The organism is Nocardia miyunensis NBRC 108239 (assembly GCF_001613065.1).
GTDB classification, from domain to species: domain Bacteria; phylum Actinomycetota; class Actinomycetes; order Mycobacteriales; family Mycobacteriaceae; genus Nocardia; species Nocardia miyunensis.
The window spans coordinates 12,045-27,094 of the sequence record NZ_BDBQ01000113.1 but is presented as its reverse complement, the minus strand read 5'-3'; the positions used below and the strand labels follow the sequence as shown (position 1 = coordinate 27,094).

Genomic DNA, 15,050 nt, shown 5'->3' with positions numbered 1-15,050 from the left:
TTTCGCCTCGCCCTGACGTTTTGCCAGAGACGTGTGCGCTGCAACAGACAGGGTAGGTCCCAGACAGCCCGCTCTACCGGGCGCGGCGGAGTACCGGTGCCGTGCCCATGGCCATACGAAAGCAGGAGGACATCACTTTGACGACCGCACGAGAACTCATGTCACCTCACGTGGCGTGCGCACATACCGGCGACTCGGTCGTGGACGCTGCCCGCAAGCTGGCCGCGACGCACGATGGCGCTCTGCCGGTCTGCGACGCGAACGGGACTCTGATGGGGATGCTGACAGATCGCGACATCGTGTTGAAAGTCGTTGCACAGCAGAGTGATCCGCTCACCGTGCGCGTCGGCGACCTGGTCGGGGTCGTCCCGTATGTGGTGCAGGCGGATGCCGACGTGACCACTGCGTTGAAGGCGATGGCCGAACACCGGGTATCCCGCATCCCGGTGCTCGAGGGCACGAAGTTGGTAGGCATCCTCGCCGAGGCCGATCTGGCACGTGCACTGGCGCACCGTATTCCGGCGCGAGAAGCCGAAATCGGCTCGGCCCCATGAACACCCGCTGACCACGAGCCCACGGGGCGATCCTCGGGCCCACGGGCGTTCGCAGGACTACAACCGGCACGGCGGCCCGGCCAACGCTCGGCGGGCATGCTGACCTCATATGACAGTCCTGAAAGTTGTTGCGACGCACAGTGATTCCGCCAATGTGCTGGGCAGTGAATCGCGAATCGACTATCGCAATACACTGGGGCACAACACAAAACACATCAGTAACCGGACCCGGAACGCAGTACTGATCGCTACACCCGCATTCCGCCGCGACAGCCGCCACGACACCCGGTGGGCGGTCCGGCGAAGGTTTCCGCCGATCCCCCGCCCGCGCGGTCACGGTGCCGAGTCCGGCCGGGCGGCCTCGGCGCGTCGCCGTGAAATCGACGCGCTCGGCTTGCCAACCAGCTCATCGGGCGACCACACGCAACGTGTGCAGTTGCGGGTCGGCCGGATCCGGGACGTTCATGCCCGCTGCCAGGCCCGAGCGCAGATAGTCGATGACCGCTCGGTCGATGAGTTCACCGGGAATCAGCACCGGGATGCCGGGCGGATACGGGGTGACCTCCTCCGCGGCGATACGCCCCGGGGCCTGCTCGATCGGCACCGCCTGGCAGGGACCGAAGAACGCCTCGCGCGGCAACATCACCGACTCCAGTTCCAGCTCGCGCGGCGCGGGCAACCTCATCTCGGGAGCAGCGGTTCCGGTGAGCCGTGTCCGCCACGCGGTGACCGCATCGATCAGCGTGTCCACGGTGGTCTTGTCATCCGCGATCGACAGGGTGGCCAGAATGCGCCGGTGGTCGCTGTGACCGAGGTCCAGGCGCCGGTTGTCACGGAGCCAGTCCGCCACCTGGTAGCCGCTCGCGCCGGTCGCGGCGACGTCCATCAGCACCTGGAGCCGATCGAGCTCGTGTGAGGCCTCCGCGCCGAGCAATTCGTTGTGCATGACGGTGATCCCAGGGATCGCGGACAATGCGCTACGCGCGTAGTCGGCGATATCCAATGCGGCGCCGAGCAATTCGTGCCCCTGCTCGACCATCTGCCGACGCCAGCCATCCATCGCGGCATACAGCAGAACATTCGGGCTGGTCGTCATCAGCAGGTCAGCGCACAGCTTCAGGCGAGCCCGATCGACCAAATCCCCTTGGACGTGAAAGACCGAGCCCTGCTCGAACCCGGCACCCATCTTGTGCACGCTCACCACGCAGACATCCGCGCCCGCGTCCATGGCCCAGCGCGGCAGGTCCGGATGGAACGGCAGATGCGCACCCCACGCCTCATCAACGATCAACGGTTTGCCTCGTTCGTGACACACTCGCGCGATCCCGCCGATATCAGCGCAGGTACCGTACGGGCTGGGGCTGACGATCAACGCCCCGGCGGCCTCGGGATGCCGCACCCACGCCTCACGGACCGCCTCGGGCGATGGCGGATGCGAGAAATGCCGCGCTGCATCCCATTTCGGTGACACCCAGTAGGGCCGCACACCGGAGAACACCAATCCGGCAATGACGGATTTGTGACTGTCGCGGCCGAGGATCAGGCCGCCGTCCCCGCCCGCCACCGCCAGCATCGCCGCCTTCACCGACAGCGAACTACCGCACGTCGAGAAGAAGGCCGACTCCGCGCCGACAGCCTCGGCCATCAGTTCCTCAGCGTCACCGAGGACATGGCCCCGAGCGAGCCGGTCGTCCACCCCCGGCGCGGCCAGCACATCACAGCCGAGCGCATCGCCGAGCACAGCCCGCACCCGTGGGTCGGCACCGCGTCCCTGCCGGTGGCCGGGAGGAGTGAAGCCATACCGCCCCGATCGCCGGTACTCAGCCAGCGCATCGAGCATCGGTGCGCGCGCCTGTCGATTCTCCGATGCCATTCCATTCACCCCACTCGCGGTCAACGTGTCCCTTTCGATGACGGTCGAAATCGGTCGAACGTCCAGTCGGCCCGGACCGAGGATCCGATCGGGCCCGCCCGCGCTCTACCCGGCAGACCACACCCCAATCAGCCTCCGCCGATCCCACTTCCATACGCAGCCAATCCCACCCGGCAAGCCCACGACGACGCTCACCAGCCAGTGCCAAGGCCGACTGGCGTCCGCGCGCTGCAGCAAAGTCCGCGGCAACGCTCAGCGAATGGCAATGTCCAACATGTTCCCAGCGGGAGACAGGCGCGACCCTGAGGTGCCCGCCGGCGCGATACGCGGGTCGGTCGTGTGAGCGCGGGATAGGGTGAGTTGATGTCCGAGATCGACGAGGTGGCGAAGTCGGTGGCCGCGGCCGCGCGAAAAACTGGGCGCACGGTGGCGGTAGCGGAATCGTTGACCTGCGGGAACCTCGCGTCAGCACTCGGCGCGACGCCGGACTCGGCACAGTGGTTGCGCGGGTCGGTGGTCGCCTATAGCGAGCAGGTCAAGAAGCGGGTACTCGGAGTTCCGGAAGTTCCTGTGGTATCGGAGATTTCGGCGCGTGCGATGGCCGCGAGTGTGCGGTCTCTGCTCGACGCGGACGTCGCTGTCGCGGTGACGGGCGTAGGCGGGCCCGGTGCGCAGGACGGTGAGCCGGCGGGGTCGGTGTGGCTGGCAGTCGACAGCGGCGACGAGCAGTGTGCACGGCACGAACAGTTCGAGGGCGACCCCGAATCGGTACTGCGGCACACCGTCGCCGTAGCACTCGAAATGCTGCTCACAGCACTCCGCGGGCACTGACAGCATGCTCCATCGAGCCAAACCCGGACCCGACATCTGTTCCTCATGGCCCTGGCCCGCAGCAATGCGGCCGGACCCGGCCGTCGAAATCGCCGAGTACGCAGCCTAGTTGTTGCTGGCCAAGGGGTTGTTGACGCTTCATGGTCGCATCGTCGGCGGCGCAGACTCGCCTGAGCGTAGTCCGTTGGGCGCTACCGCGATTGTGTTGCTGCGATCAGGTCCAGGAGCCCTGGGAAGCGGTCATTCAGGTCGTCGACCCTGAGTCGGCTGCGCCGTTCGAGCCCATATTGCCGCTGATGGATGACGCCCGCTTCGCGCAGCACCTTGAAGTGGTGGGTGAGGCTCGACTTGGGGCGGTCGAACCCGAACCATCCACACGGGTGGTCGAACTCATCTGACTCGAGCAGCAACTTGCGGGCGATCGTCATGCGCAAGGGCTCGGACAGCGCCGCCATCACCACCTCGAGGCGCAGGTCGCTCACGGCGGGCTCTGGCAAGAGGGGCGGCAGCTCAACAGCGTCGACAGCATCCATACGGATCAGCCTACCAATTTGTACGAAAATTCTCGTACTGCTACCTTCCTTGTACGAAAATACTCGTACAAGGAGACGGTGATGACGACACAAACAACTCCAGTCCAACCCCGGGCCGCTACCGCCTGGCAGATATCGCGCGCGGCTTGGGCGGTGACCGCCGTCTTCGCACTATCGAACTCGCCGACCCCGCTGTACGTGCACTGGCAGGGGAGGATCGGGTTCTCCTCCGGGACGCTGACGGTGATCTTCGCCGTCTACATCGTCGGACTCGTCGCGGCCCTGCTGGTGGCCGGTCGCGCCGCCGATCTCTACGGCCGCAGGGCTGTGGTGGTGCCGGGGATCCTGGTGGCACTGGCCTCAGCGGTTCTGTTCATGGTCGCCGGAAGCGTCGCGGTCCTGCTCATCGCGCGATTCTTGGTGGGGATCGCGGTCGGCGTTGTCGTCTCGGCGGGCATGGCCGCCGTCGTCGACCTGGGCGGCGAGCATCGCCGGCACCTGACCTCGATGATCGCCTCGATCGCGATGGTCTTCGGCGCTGGCCTCGGCCCGCTCCTCGGAGGAGTCGTCTATCAGCTCACGCAGTCACCGGTCATCCCGGTGTTCAGCATCTACGTCGTGCTGCTGCTCTTCGCGCTCGGCGGGTACGTCGGCCTGCCGTTGGCGCGGTCCACCCCGGCCGCCGGATTCCCGTGGCCGCGAATTCCCAACGTCCCCGAGCTGCACCGCAGGCACGTCTCGAGCGGCGCTGCGGTCTTCGCACCCGGTCTCACCGCGACGTCGTTCGTCCTCTCGCTCGGCCCGTCCCTGCTGATCCTCGTCGTCGGGAACACCTCGCCACTGCTGGCGGGCGGAGCGGCTTGTGTGATGTTCCTGGCGGCAACCGGATCGCAGCTTGCGCTCACGAGACTGCCAGCCCACCGGCTCTTCGCCCTCGGGACCGCGGGCACCGTCCTCGCGATGGCCGCGGTCGCCCTGACCGTCGCGACAAAGGCCCCGTGGCTCTTCGTCGCCGCAGCGGTCTTCGCCGGCATCGGGCAGGGCCTCGGCCAGCTCGGCGGACTCCGGCTCATCGCACACCACGTCGACACCGACCGCCGGGCAGAAGCCAACGCCGCACTGAACATCAGTGCCTACGTGCCTGCCGCCATCCTCACGGTCGCGACCGGCTTCGCGGTCGGCCAGTGGGGCATGCCGCCGGCCGCCATCACCCTCGCCGGAATGCTCGGTGCGCTTGCGCTTGCTCTGGGGTTCGCGAGCTACCGACGCAACTCCGGAGAGTAAGAGCAGGTCGATGACGCACCGCAATGCCCCTCTCTCGCCGGAGGGACGCCGACGGCTTGTCGAGCGATGTCGCACGCGACCGATCGCGCATGTTGCCGCCGAGATGGGAATCTCGCGAGCCACGGCCTCGAAGTGGGTGAACCGCTACCGCGAACTCGGGGACCTCGGACTGCTGGATCGTTCCTCAACCCCGCACCGTCAACCGACGGCGACACCGACCGAGGTGATCAACCGGATCGAGGCCATGCGACGTGAGCACAAGTGGTCAGCGGCCCGCATCACCCTCGGATATCAGGGCAGCCGGTCCAGCAGCCACCGGCCCTGTTCTTCGGTCATCCACGAGGAATTCGCGGGCGATGCGGATGCATACAGCGCGTCATCGAACATCGACAGGCCCGGATCGTCGTGCGCGGTGAGCTCTTCCAGGTCGGCAAAGCCGTCGGTGGTGATCTTCAGGCTTCTGGGCAGCAGGGGCATGTTGCCGACATCGAAGAGTTCGGCCTGTTCGGCCGGAGTCGGCTTGGTGCTGTCGAGACAGAAGTAGACACCCACGCGGTGGTCCAATCCCCCGTATTCCAGATCCGCCAGTACGTACCGCGCCAGCAATGCCGACCATCCGGAACCGCCCAGGACGACGCGCTGCTCACCGGGGCAGCGCCGTTTGGTCTCCATGACCGCTGATCTGACCGTGCCGACCGCGGTGCTCCAGTCCGCATCGGCCTCGTAGCCGACGAGGATGACGTCCTTGCCGCGCCGGGCCAGCATGGACCCGAACGGGTAGTCAGGACTGTTCACCGTGTCGGCGAAGGCTTCCAGGGATGTGCTGTCTTTGTCACGGTCGGCGACCAGGATCACCGGTGCGGTCACCCGGGTCCCTTCGACCAGATATGCCCACGCGGTACCTCTGTTATCGAGCGTCCATTCCTGCGACGGTTTGCTCTTGACGGTCATGATCGAACTCCTCGAGGGTGAGAACGAACCACCGAAAAACAATCCGTGAACCTGCCGCCTCCCCACACAGGCAATCGGTGGGTAGAGGCGCCACCATCGCGCTCGCACCTGGCGACCAGCCACACCGGCCGGGTGACCACCAGACCGCACCAATGATAGAAGACTCCCGCACCCGAGCGGCGGCTATTCCAGTTCACGGATGGTGCCGATCACCCGCCCCGTCGCAATCCACAGTGATCGTCCCTGCTCCGGCAGGACCAATCGGTTTCGCGTTTTTCACCTTGCCGGACCGTGTCGTGCCTTTGATGTGACCGGAAGGATTGCCGGTGTCGAATATCCGGCGGCCGGCCGGTCGCGCCGATCCGAAGGAATTGATATGGCCACTGCTGTAGGAATCGATCTGGGGACGACGAATTCTGTCATCGCGAGCTGGCAGGGCGGCGAGCCGGTGGTGATCGCCAATGCCGAGGGCGCGCGCACCACACCATCGGTGGTTGCGTTCACCGAAAGTGGTGAGCGGCTTGTCGGTCAGCTTGCCCGCAGACAGTCGATTTTGAATCCGAAGGGCACGATCTATTCGGCGAAGCGATTCATCGGCCGCCACTTCGACGAAATATCGGAGGAAGCCAAGGCGGTGAGCTTCGACGTCGTCGAGGGCGAGGGCGGGGTTGCCCGATTCGATGTGCGAGGCAAGAAGTACGCGCCCGAGGAGATCAGCGCGCTGGTGTTGCGCAAGCTGGTCGATGACGCGAGCAAATATCTCGGGGAGCGGGTCAAAGAAGCGGTGATCACCGTGCCCGCCTACTTCAACGACGCACAGCGCAATGCCACCAAGGACGCGGGCCGGATCGCGGGGCTCGACGTCCTGCGCATCATCAACGAGCCGACTGCCGCCGCGTTGGCGTACGGATTGGACAAGCAGACCCACGAGACAGTGCTCGTATTCGATCTCGGCGGTGGCACCTTCGATGTCAGCCTGCTCGACGTCGGTGACGGAGTGGTCGAGGTCCGCTCCACCGCGGGTGATTCCCATCTGGGCGGCGACGACTTCGACCGGCGCATCGTCGACTATCTCGCCGACGAATTCCAGCGCGAACAGCACATCGACCTGCGTGCCGATCCGCAAGCGCTGCAACGACTTTTCGAGGCAGCGGAGAAGGCCAAGGTCGAGCTGTCCTCGGTGACCCAGACGCAGGTGAATCTGCCGTTCGTCACCGCCGACGCGAACGGACCCAAGCACCTCACCACCACGATCATGCGCTCGAAGTTCGAGGACTTGACCGCGGATCTGGTGCAGCGCTGCCTCGGCCCGGTGGAGCAGGCCATGAAGGACGCCAAGATCACCGCCCACGACATCGATGAGGTGATCCTGGTCGGCGGATCCACCCGCATCCCGGCGGTACAGGCGCTGGTGCGCCGGCTGACCGGCGGCAAGGATCCGAATATGAGCGTCAACCCCGACGAGGTCGTCGCGCTCGGCGCGGCGGTCCAGGCGGGCGTGCTCAAGGGCGAGGTCTCCGATGTGCTGCTGCTGGACGTCACGCCGCTGTCGCTCGGCGTGGAGACTCAGGGCGGGGTGATGACGAAGATCATCGAGCGCAATACCACCATCCCGGCCCGGCGCAGCGAAGTCTTCTCCACCGCGGAGGACAACCAGCGCGCTGTCGATGTGGTGGTGCTGCAGGGCGAACGCGAGCGCGCTTCCGACAACCGCGTGCTCGGCCGGTTCCGGCTGGAGGACATCCGGCCGGCGCCACGCGGCCAGGCGCAGGTCGAGGTCACCTTCGACATCGACGCCAACGGCATCCTCAATGTCACCGCGCGCGACAAGGACACCGGCAAAGAGCAGAGCATCACGATCAGCGAGCAGTCCAATCTGGACCAGAGTGAGGTGGACCGGATGCTCGCCGAGGCCGAGCAGCACCGCCGCGAAGACGAGGAACTGCGCAAGGCCGTCGATGCCCGCAACGCGCTGGATTCGGCCGCGTACCAGGTGGAGCGCCGCCTGGCCGAGCTCGGTGACAGCGCGCCGCCGCACGAGCGGGCACGCGCTGAGATGCTGATCGCCGACGCCAGGCAGGCCGTCAAAGAAGAAGCGCCACTGGATCGGGTGCAGTCGCTCACGTCGGAACTGCAGCAATTGCAGTACGGGTTGCAGAACGCGCAATCCGGTGGCGACCGACAATCGAGTTACGCGGGCACCGCCGGTACGGGCGGGGGCGCGGGCTCACCCGGTGACGACGACGTGATAGACGCCGAGTTCGACCGGAGTTGAGGGGATTTGATGGATACCTCCGCAGACCAGTCGACTGCCGATGCACCTGATCCGGGCGCGGGCAAGGACCAGCCCGACGCCCAGATAGCTGAGCTGGAAGATCGCTGGCGCCGCACGGCCGCCGATCTGGACAATGTACGCAAGCGCTATGCCAGAGATCTCGATCGAGAGCGCGCGGCCGAACGATCGAAGGTGGCGGCCGCCTGGCTACCGATGCTGGACAACTTGGAACTGGCGCTGGCGCACGCGAACGGCGAGGCGGATCCACTCGTCGCGGGCGTCCGCGCGATCCGGGACCAAGCGGTGCAGGTACTCGAACAGCTTGGCTACCCAAGGCATTCGGAGGTGGGGGTGCCGTTCTCCCCGGAAATGCACGAGGTGGTCGGCGTGGTCGACCGGCCCGATTTCCCGTCGGGGACCGTGGTCGAGGTGGTTCGCCCCGGATACGGCGAGAACGGACGGCAGCTGCGTCCGGCGGCCGTGATCGTCAGCAGACGCGAGGGGTGAGCGTCGGTGGCGCGCGACTACTACGAGGTCCTCGGGGTTTCCCGTGACGCCGACAAGGACCAGATTCAGCAGGCATATCGCAAGCTGGCGCGGCGATATCACCCGGATGTGAATTCCGATCCGGCGGCGGAGGATCGGTTCAAGGAGGTCAGCGAGGCGTACGAGGTGCTGTCCGATCCGTCGACGAGGAGTCGTTACGACCGCTTCGGTGCGGACTTCCGGCGGGTGCCGGAGGATTACGACGAGCGGGTCGGCGCGGCCACCGGCGGGTTCGGTGGCGGCAGAGGTGGTTTCGGTGGCGGGACCCGGGTGCACTTCGGTCGCGGTTTCGACGGCAACGTCGACGTCGGCGACATATTCGGCGATATCTTCGGTGGCCGCCGCGGCGGATACGGACCGATTCCGGGTGCCGATCAGGAGGCGGTCCTGGAGCTGAGCGTCGAGGAGGCATACCGCGGCGGCAAGCGCAGGCTCGGCCTCGACGGGCGCAGCTATGACGTCGATATCCCGGCCGGGGTGATCGATGGCCAGCGGATCCGGCTGGCCGGGCAGGGCGGCAGAGGCAGTGGTGACGCGCCTGCCGGAGATCTCTATCTGGTCGTGCGCATCAAGCCGCATCCGCGCTTCCGGTTGGTCGGCCGCGACATCTACGTCGACCTGCCCGTCTCCCCGTGGGAGGCGGTGCTCGGCGCCACCGTCGCGGTTCCCACTCCGAGCGGCGAGGCGAAAGTCAAAGTGGCGCCTGGCTCCTCGACCGGGCGCAAGCTGCGATTGCGTGGCGCGGGCATGCCCAACGCTCGCGGGACCGACGGCAACCTGTACGCCGAGGTCAAGGTCATGGTGCCGTCGAAACCGACCGCGCGGGAACGGGAGTTGTTCGAGCAGTTGGCCGCCGAATCCAGTTTTGATCCGAGGAGAGAGCAATGAGTGCGCCCACACCGCGATACCTGCTCGTGCGGCGACCGGGGCTGCGGCTCGACGAGTTTTCGCGGCGGTCCGGTCTGCATCCGGACATGGTGCGCAGATTGGTCGCGCTCGGACTGCTCGACTGTGCCCGCGAAGGTACCGAACTTTGCTTCGAGCCGTCCGCGGTGGCGGTTGTCGCCCGAATTCAGCGCTTGCGGTCCGGGCTCGGATTGAACTATGCGGCAATCGGGTTGGTGCTCGATCTGCTGAAGCGAATCGAAGAACTCGAAGCCGATCCTCGTCGAAGGAGGACGTCGCGATGGACACCAGCAAGCTGACGGAGAAATCTCGGGAAGCCTTGAGCGAAGCGCAGAACGTGGCGACGCGATCGGGGCACAGCGAGGTGGACGGCGAGCATCTGCTGCTCGCCTTGATCGACCAGCGCGACGGGCTGGTGCCCCGGCTGCTCGACCAAGCGGGTGCGGATCTCGACGCGTTGCGCGCCGACCTGGATCGCGAGTTGGCCCGCCGGCCCAAGGTCAGTGGTCCGGGTGCCGCGCCGGGGCAGGTGATGGTCACCCAGCGATTGGCGGCACTGCTCGAATCGGCCGAACGAGAAGCCAAGCGGCTCAAGGACTCCTACGTTTCGGTGGAGCACCTGGTAATGGCGCTGGCCGAAGAGGGAACGGGCACTGCGGCGGGCCGGATCCTCGCGGGTCAGGGCATCACCAGAGAGTCGTTCCTGCAGGCGCTCACCACGGTTCGTGGCAATCAGCGAGTGACCTCGGCGACCCCGGAGGGCGCTTACGAGGCACTGGAGAAATACGGCCGCGACCTCGTCGCCGAAGCAAACGCGGGAAAGCTGGACCCGGTCATCGGCCGAGACGCCGAGATCCGCAGGGTGACGCAGATTTTGAGCAGAAAGACCAAGAACAATCCGGTATTGATCGGCGATCCCGGCGTCGGCAAGACCGCGATCGTGGAGGGCCTGGCCCAGCGCATCGTCCGTGGCGATGTGCCGGAAGGCCTGCGCGACAAAACGATCTTCTCCCTCGATATGGGTTCGCTGGTCGCGGGGGCGAAATATCGAGGCGAGTTCGAGGAGCGTCTGCAAGCCGTGTTGTCGGAGGTGAAGGCGGCCGAGGGCCGCATACTGCTCTTCGTCGACGAGCTGCATACCGTGGTCGGTGCCGGATCGGTCGGCGGTGAAGGATCCCTCGACGCGGGCAATATGCTCAAGCCGATGCTCGCCCGCGGCGAGCTGCACATGATCGGGGCCACCACCCTGGACGAGTACCGCAAGCACATCGAATCCGATGCGGCACTGGAACGTCGATTCCAGACTGTGCTGGTGGACGAGCCCAGCGTGGAGGACGCGGTGTCCATCCTGCGCGGCCTGCGCGAACGGCTCGAGGTCTTCCACGGCGTGAAGATCCAGGACGGCGCGCTGGTAGCGGCCGCGACACTGTCGCATCGCTACATCACCGACCGCTTCCTGCCGGACAAAGCCATCGACCTGGTCGATGAGGCATGTGCTCGGCTGCGCACCGAAATCGACTCCATGCCAGCCGAACTCGACGAACTCACCAGAAAGGTGACCCGGCTCGAGATCGAAGAGGCGGCCCTGTCCAAGGAGACCGACGCGGCCAGCAAGGCTCGCCTCGAGGAGCTTCGAAAAGAACTCGCCGATCTTCGGGCCGAGGCCGACTCGAGGCACGCCCAATGGGAGGCCGAACGGCAGGCGATCCGGCGGGTGCAGGAATTGCGCGGACAACTCGAGCGACTGCGCCACGAAGCCGAAGAGGCCGAACGCAATTACGACCTCAACCGCGCGGCCGAGTTGCGCTACGGCGAGATCACCAACCTGGAACGCAATCTGCAAGCGGCAGAGGAACAATTGCGGTCCAAGCAGGGTAAGCAGCCGCTGCTGCGCGAGGTTGTCACCGAGGACGAGATCGCCGAAATCGTCGCCGCGTGGACCGGAATCCCGGTAGCCCGGCTACAGGAGGGCGAGCGGGAAAAGTTGCTACGGCTCGATGAAATCCTGCACGAGCGGGTGGTCGGGCAGGAGGAGGCAGTGCAACTCGTCGCGGACGCGGTGATCCGGGCCCGGTCGGGCATCCGCGACCCACGCAGGCCGATCGGATCGTTCATCTTCCTCGGACCCACCGGCGTCGGCAAGACCGAACTCGCGAAGACCTTGGCCGCGGCGCTTTTCGACAGCGAAGACAATATGGTGCGCCTGGACATGAGCGAGTACCAGGAGCGGCATACGGTCAGCAGGTTGATCGGTGCGCCTCCCGGCTACGTCGGTTATGACGAGGGCGGGCAGCTCACCGAGGCCGTGCGCCGCAAGCCGTACTCGGTGGTGTTGTTCGACGAGATCGAGAAGGCGCATGCCGACGTGTTCAATACCCTGTTACAGGTGCTCGACGACGGTCGGATCACCGATTCGCAAGGCCGACAAGTCGATTTCCGCAACACCGTGGTGATCATGACCTCGAATATCGGCTCCCAGCACCTACTCGACGGTGTCACCGCCCACGGCGAAATCAAGCCGGACGCACGGGATCGGGTGCTCGCCGAGCTACGGGGGCACTTCCGCCCCGAGTTCCTCAACCGCGTCGATGACATCGTGCTGTTCACGCCGCTGACGCTGCCGCAGATCGAGCACATCGTCGAGCTACAACTCGAAGAACTCCGACGTCGGCTGGCGGAACGGCAGATCAGCCTCGATATCACCCCGCAGGCGCGCAGGCTCATCGCCCAGCACGGATTCGATCCTGTCTACGGTGCGCGGCCGTTGCGCCGCTACATCGCGCACGAAGTCGAGACGAAGATCGGCCGGGCGCTCATGCGCGGCGACATCGGTCAGGGCGGCGCCGTCACCGTCACCGTGGACGGTGCCGATCTCGCGGTCGCGTACACCGCGGCCGCGATCGCGGCATGAAAACGAGGTACGACCATGGAAACCGCGAAGATCAAATGCCCCAACTGCGGGAAGTTCAATCGGGTTGCGGCCGCGGCGGAAGGCACACCGCGCTGCGGCAACTGCCACAGACCGCTGCCGTGGATCGTCGCGGCCGACGACGACGACTTCGCCGAGGTGACCCGAAACTCTTCGGTGCCAGTCCTGGTCGACCTGTGGGCGACCTGGTGCCGGCCCTGCCTGATGGTCAGCCCGGCACTCGAACAGCTCGCGACCGAACGGGCAGGTCGGTTGAAGCTGGTCAAGGTCGACATCGATGCCGCACCGCGTACCGCCGAGCGGTTGGTCGTGCGGGCGGTGCCGACCTTGCTCGTGCTCGACCGCGGCGAGGCGCTGGCCCGGCAGGCGGGCGCTGCTCCGATACCGGAACTGCGGAGATGGCTGGACCAGGCCCTGTCCAATCGAGCGGATAAGGGGGTGACCGCATGACCTCCACCCATACCGATCCCCACGTCGCTGCGATCCGGCCGGTGGCGCCGCGGACACCACAGGGCTGCGAGGAGTGTCTTCGGCTCGGCACGCCATGGCTGCATCTGCGGCTGTGCCTGACCTGCGGGCACGTCGGGTGCTGCGACTCGTCCCCGATGCGGCACGCGCGAGCCCACGCCGCCGGGACCGGCCACCCCATCGTCCAATCGATGGAACCCGGCGAGAATTGGCGCTGGTGCTACGTCCACCAGAACTTCGTCTGATGAACGTCGAAACCCCCGACGATGTCGGCGCATATCCGCGATTGTCGGATGCGCAGGTGGCGACGCTCGCCGTCGGCGGCGCCCGGCGAGTCGTGCGCGCCGGAGAGATATTGGTTCGCGCCGGTGCGCCGAGCGACGAGTTCTTCGTGATCCTGTCCGGCACCGTCGCCATCGTCGACGACGATGGCGGGCAACGCCGGGTGCTGCGCATCCACGGGCCCCGCCGATTCCTCGGCGAGCTGGGCCTGCTGGAAGGCCAGGTCGCGTTCTACAGCGCGGAAATGACCGAAGACGGCGAGGTGCTGGTCGTCCCGGTCCAGCGGATACGCGCGCTGGTCGAACACGACCCGATGCTCAGCGACCTGATTCTGCGCGCGTATCTGCTCCGGCGCTGCCGGCTGCTCGATATCGTCTCCGGGTTCCGAATCATCGGTTCCTGCTACTCGCCCGACACCCGGCGGCTACGCGAGTTCGCGGTGCGAAACCGATTGCCGCACACCTGGATCGACCTCGAGCGCGACAGGAGGGCCGAACAACTCCTGCGTGATCTCGGTGTCGCACCCGAGGACACCCCGGTCGTCATCTGGCGGGGCGAGCGGGTGCTGCGCAATCCGACGAATGCCGAATTGGGGCACCTCATCGGCCTACCGGTACCGACCACGGCACGCGAAGTGTGCGACCTCGTCGTGGTGGGTGCCGGCCCGGCCGGCCTGGCCGCCTCGGTGTACGGCGCATCGGACGGGCTCGACACCTCGGTGCTGGAGGCGATCGCGGCCGGCGGGCAGGCAGGCACGTCCTCGCGGATCGAGAACTATCTGGGCTTTCCGGCGGGGATCTCCGGCACCGAGCTGGCCGAGCGCGCGGTCATCCAGGCTGGAAAGTTCGGCGCTCGATTGCTGGTGTCCGCGCAAGTAGTCGGGCTGGAAGCCGACGACGGACACCATCTGCTGCGACTGGCCGAGGGCGGCGCGATCCTCGGCCGCACCGTCGTCCTGGCCACCGGCGCCCGCTATCGCAGACTCGACGTGACCGGAATCGAGCGTTTCGAGGGCACCGGGGTGTACTACGCCGCGACCCATCAAGAGGCAGCGATGTGCGGCGTGGACCCGGTAGCCATCGTCGGCGGCGGTAACTCCGCCGGACAGGCCACGGTGTTTCTCGCCGGTCGCGTCGAACACGTGCACCTACTCATCCGTGGCGGCGATCTCGGCAAGAGCATGTCCCGGTACCTGGTCGAGCAGATCGAGCAGCACCCGCGTGTGACGGTGCACCGCAACACCGAGGTGAGCGAGATCATCGGCGTCAGCGAACTCGAAGCAATAGCGGTCGAGAACAATCGCACCGGGGAGCGAGACCAGCTCGCGGTGCGCGCCTTGTTCGTATTCATCGGGGCAATCCCGCACACCGGGTGGTTGGGGGAGACAGTCGTGCTCGATGCGCACGGCTTTGTCCGTACGGGCCCGGACGCGGTGTACCCGACCGAGCAGCAGCGCGATTCCGGCCGTCGGCCGCTACCGCTCGAAACAAGCAGACCCGGCGTCTTCGCGGTGGGCGATGTCCGCAGTGGCTCGGTCAAACGAGTCGCGTCCGCCGTCGGTGAAGGTGCGATGGCGGTGCGCCATATTCACGAATACTTCGAGAGGAGCTGACCGAAA

Annotated in this window: 14 protein-coding genes and 1 pseudogene; 12 read left to right on the top strand and 3 right to left on the bottom strand. The window is 66.3% G+C overall.

Annotation, left to right across the window (positions count from 1 at the left end; translation table 11 throughout):
* Positions 1 to 107 precede the first annotated feature (107 nt).
* Complete coding sequence (locus tag NM2_RS41175; protein ID WP_218026096.1) at positions 108 to 554, top strand: CBS domain-containing protein; 447 nt, start codon at positions 108 to 110, stop codon at positions 552 to 554.
* A 406-nt stretch (positions 555 to 960) separates the two neighbouring features.
* On the opposite strand, the gene NM2_RS41170 is transcribed toward NM2_RS41175, so the two are convergent.
* Positions 961 to 2,427 (bottom strand): aminotransferase class I/II-fold pyridoxal phosphate-dependent enzyme, encoded by a 1,467-nt coding sequence (locus NM2_RS41170; protein WP_067681589.1) that lies wholly within the window; start codon positions 2,425 to 2,427, stop codon positions 961 to 963.
* A gap of 363 nt (positions 2,428 to 2,790) precedes the next feature.
* Here NM2_RS41170 and NM2_RS41165 point away from each other — a divergent pair, with 363 nt between their 5' ends.
* A complete protein-coding gene (locus NM2_RS41165) occupies positions 2,791 to 3,258 on the top strand; it encodes a CinA family protein (protein ID WP_067681586.1) in 468 nt (155 codons plus the stop codon).
* Positions 3,259 to 3,449: 191 nt separating this feature from the next.
* Here NM2_RS41165 and NM2_RS41160 read toward each other — a convergent pair whose 3' ends face one another.
* A complete protein-coding gene (locus tag NM2_RS41160; RefSeq protein ID WP_067681584.1) occupies positions 3,450 to 3,791 on the bottom strand; it encodes an ArsR/SmtB family transcription factor in 342 nt (113 codons plus the stop codon).
* 81 nt (positions 3,792 to 3,872) lie between these two features.
* Between NM2_RS41160 and NM2_RS41155 the strand changes: the two genes are divergently transcribed.
* Positions 3,873 to 5,075, top strand: coding sequence for an MFS transporter (locus NM2_RS41155; protein ID WP_067681581.1), 1,203 nt, complete (start codon positions 3,873 to 3,875; stop codon positions 5,073 to 5,075).
* A gap of 10 nt (positions 5,076 to 5,085) precedes the next feature.
* A pseudogene (locus NM2_RS48320) lies at positions 5,086 to 5,355 on the top strand (helix-turn-helix domain-containing protein); the annotation flags it as partial.
* Positions 5,356 to 5,366: 11 nt separating this feature from the next.
* Here NM2_RS48320 and NM2_RS50495 read toward each other — a convergent pair.
* Entirely contained in the window at positions 5,367 to 6,026 is a 660-nt protein-coding gene (locus NM2_RS50495) for a hypothetical protein (RefSeq protein ID WP_067681578.1), read from the bottom strand.
* Positions 6,027 to 6,402: 376 nt separating this feature from the next.
* Between NM2_RS50495 and dnaK the strand changes: the two genes are divergently transcribed.
* From dnaK to NM2_RS41110, 8 genes are read left to right on the top strand one after another with little or no spacing between them, the layout of a single operon-like run.
* A complete protein-coding gene (gene dnaK, locus NM2_RS41145; protein ID WP_067681575.1) occupies positions 6,403 to 8,301 on the top strand; it encodes a molecular chaperone DnaK in 1,899 nt (632 codons plus the stop codon).
* A gap of 9 nt (positions 8,302 to 8,310) precedes the next feature.
* Positions 8,311 to 8,808 (top strand): nucleotide exchange factor GrpE, encoded by a 498-nt coding sequence (locus NM2_RS41140; protein WP_067681572.1) that lies wholly within the window; start codon positions 8,311 to 8,313, stop codon positions 8,806 to 8,808.
* A gap of 6 nt (positions 8,809 to 8,814) precedes the next feature.
* Complete coding sequence (locus NM2_RS41135) at positions 8,815 to 9,735, top strand: DnaJ C-terminal domain-containing protein (RefSeq protein WP_067681569.1); 921 nt, start codon at positions 8,815 to 8,817, stop codon at positions 9,733 to 9,735.
* Positions 9,732 to 10,052, top strand: coding sequence for a chaperone modulator CbpM (locus NM2_RS41130; RefSeq protein ID WP_067681566.1), 321 nt, complete (start codon positions 9,732 to 9,734; stop codon positions 10,050 to 10,052). Before NM2_RS41135 ends, NM2_RS41130 begins: the two co-directional genes overlap by 4 nt.
* Complete coding sequence (gene clpB / locus NM2_RS41125) at positions 10,034 to 12,664, top strand: ATP-dependent chaperone ClpB (protein WP_067681563.1); 2,631 nt, start codon at positions 10,034 to 10,036, stop codon at positions 12,662 to 12,664. Before NM2_RS41130 ends, clpB begins: the two co-directional genes overlap by 19 nt.
* 15 nt (positions 12,665 to 12,679) lie before the next feature.
* The gene (locus tag NM2_RS41120) at positions 12,680 to 13,132 is read left to right on the top strand and encodes a thioredoxin family protein (protein WP_067681560.1); all 453 of its coding nucleotides are present in this window, start codon (positions 12,680 to 12,682) and stop codon (positions 13,130 to 13,132) included.
* Positions 13,129 to 13,395: a UBP-type zinc finger domain-containing protein gene (locus tag NM2_RS41115; RefSeq protein WP_067681557.1), complete on the top strand. Its 267-nt coding sequence runs from the start codon at positions 13,129 to 13,131 to the stop codon at positions 13,393 to 13,395. The genes NM2_RS41120 and NM2_RS41115 overlap by 4 nt, the downstream gene beginning before the upstream one ends.
* Positions 13,395 to 15,044 carry an FAD-dependent oxidoreductase gene (locus NM2_RS41110; protein ID WP_157121729.1) on the top strand — a complete coding sequence of 550 codons (1,650 nt, stop codon included), beginning with the start codon at positions 13,395 to 13,397 and terminating at the stop codon, positions 15,042 to 15,044. The genes NM2_RS41115 and NM2_RS41110 overlap by 1 nt, the downstream gene beginning before the upstream one ends.
* The last annotated feature ends 6 nt before the right edge of the window (positions 15,045 to 15,050 follow it).

Bases quoted from the DNA above. Each gene is read 5' to 3' on its own strand.
- NM2_RS41115 (WP_067681557.1), top strand. From the start codon at position 13,129: ATGACCTCCACCCATACCGATCCCCACGTCGCTGCGATCCGGCCGGTG.
- clpB (WP_067681563.1), top strand. From the start codon at position 10,034: ATGGACACCAGCAAGCTGACGGAGAAATCTCGGGAAGCCTTGAGCGAA.
- NM2_RS41140 (WP_067681572.1), top strand. From the start codon at position 8,311: ATGGATACCTCCGCAGACCAGTCGACTGCCGATGCACCTGATCCGGGC.
- dnaK (WP_067681575.1), top strand. From the start codon at position 6,403: ATGGCCACTGCTGTAGGAATCGATCTGGGGACGACGAATTCTGTCATC.
- NM2_RS50495 (WP_067681578.1), bottom strand. From the start codon at position 6,026: ATGACCGTCAAGAGCAAACCGTCGCAGGAATGGACGCTCGATAACAGA.
- NM2_RS41170 (WP_067681589.1), bottom strand. From the start codon at position 2,427: ATGGCATCGGAGAATCGACAGGCGCGCGCACCGATGCTCGATGCGCTG.
- NM2_RS41175 (WP_218026096.1), top strand. From the start codon at position 108: ATGGCCATACGAAAGCAGGAGGACATCACTTTGACGACCGCACGAGAA.
- NM2_RS41120 (WP_067681560.1), top strand. From the start codon at position 12,680: ATGGAAACCGCGAAGATCAAATGCCCCAACTGCGGGAAGTTCAATCGG.
- NM2_RS41130 (WP_067681566.1), top strand. From the start codon at position 9,732: ATGAGTGCGCCCACACCGCGATACCTGCTCGTGCGGCGACCGGGGCTG.
- NM2_RS41160 (WP_067681584.1), bottom strand. From the start codon at position 3,791: ATGGATGCTGTCGACGCTGTTGAGCTGCCGCCCCTCTTGCCAGAGCCC.
- NM2_RS41155 (WP_067681581.1), top strand. From the start codon at position 3,873: ATGACGACACAAACAACTCCAGTCCAACCCCGGGCCGCTACCGCCTGG.
- NM2_RS41110 (WP_157121729.1), top strand. From the start codon at position 13,395: ATGAACGTCGAAACCCCCGACGATGTCGGCGCATATCCGCGATTGTCG.
- NM2_RS41165 (WP_067681586.1), top strand. From the start codon at position 2,791: ATGTCCGAGATCGACGAGGTGGCGAAGTCGGTGGCCGCGGCCGCGCGA.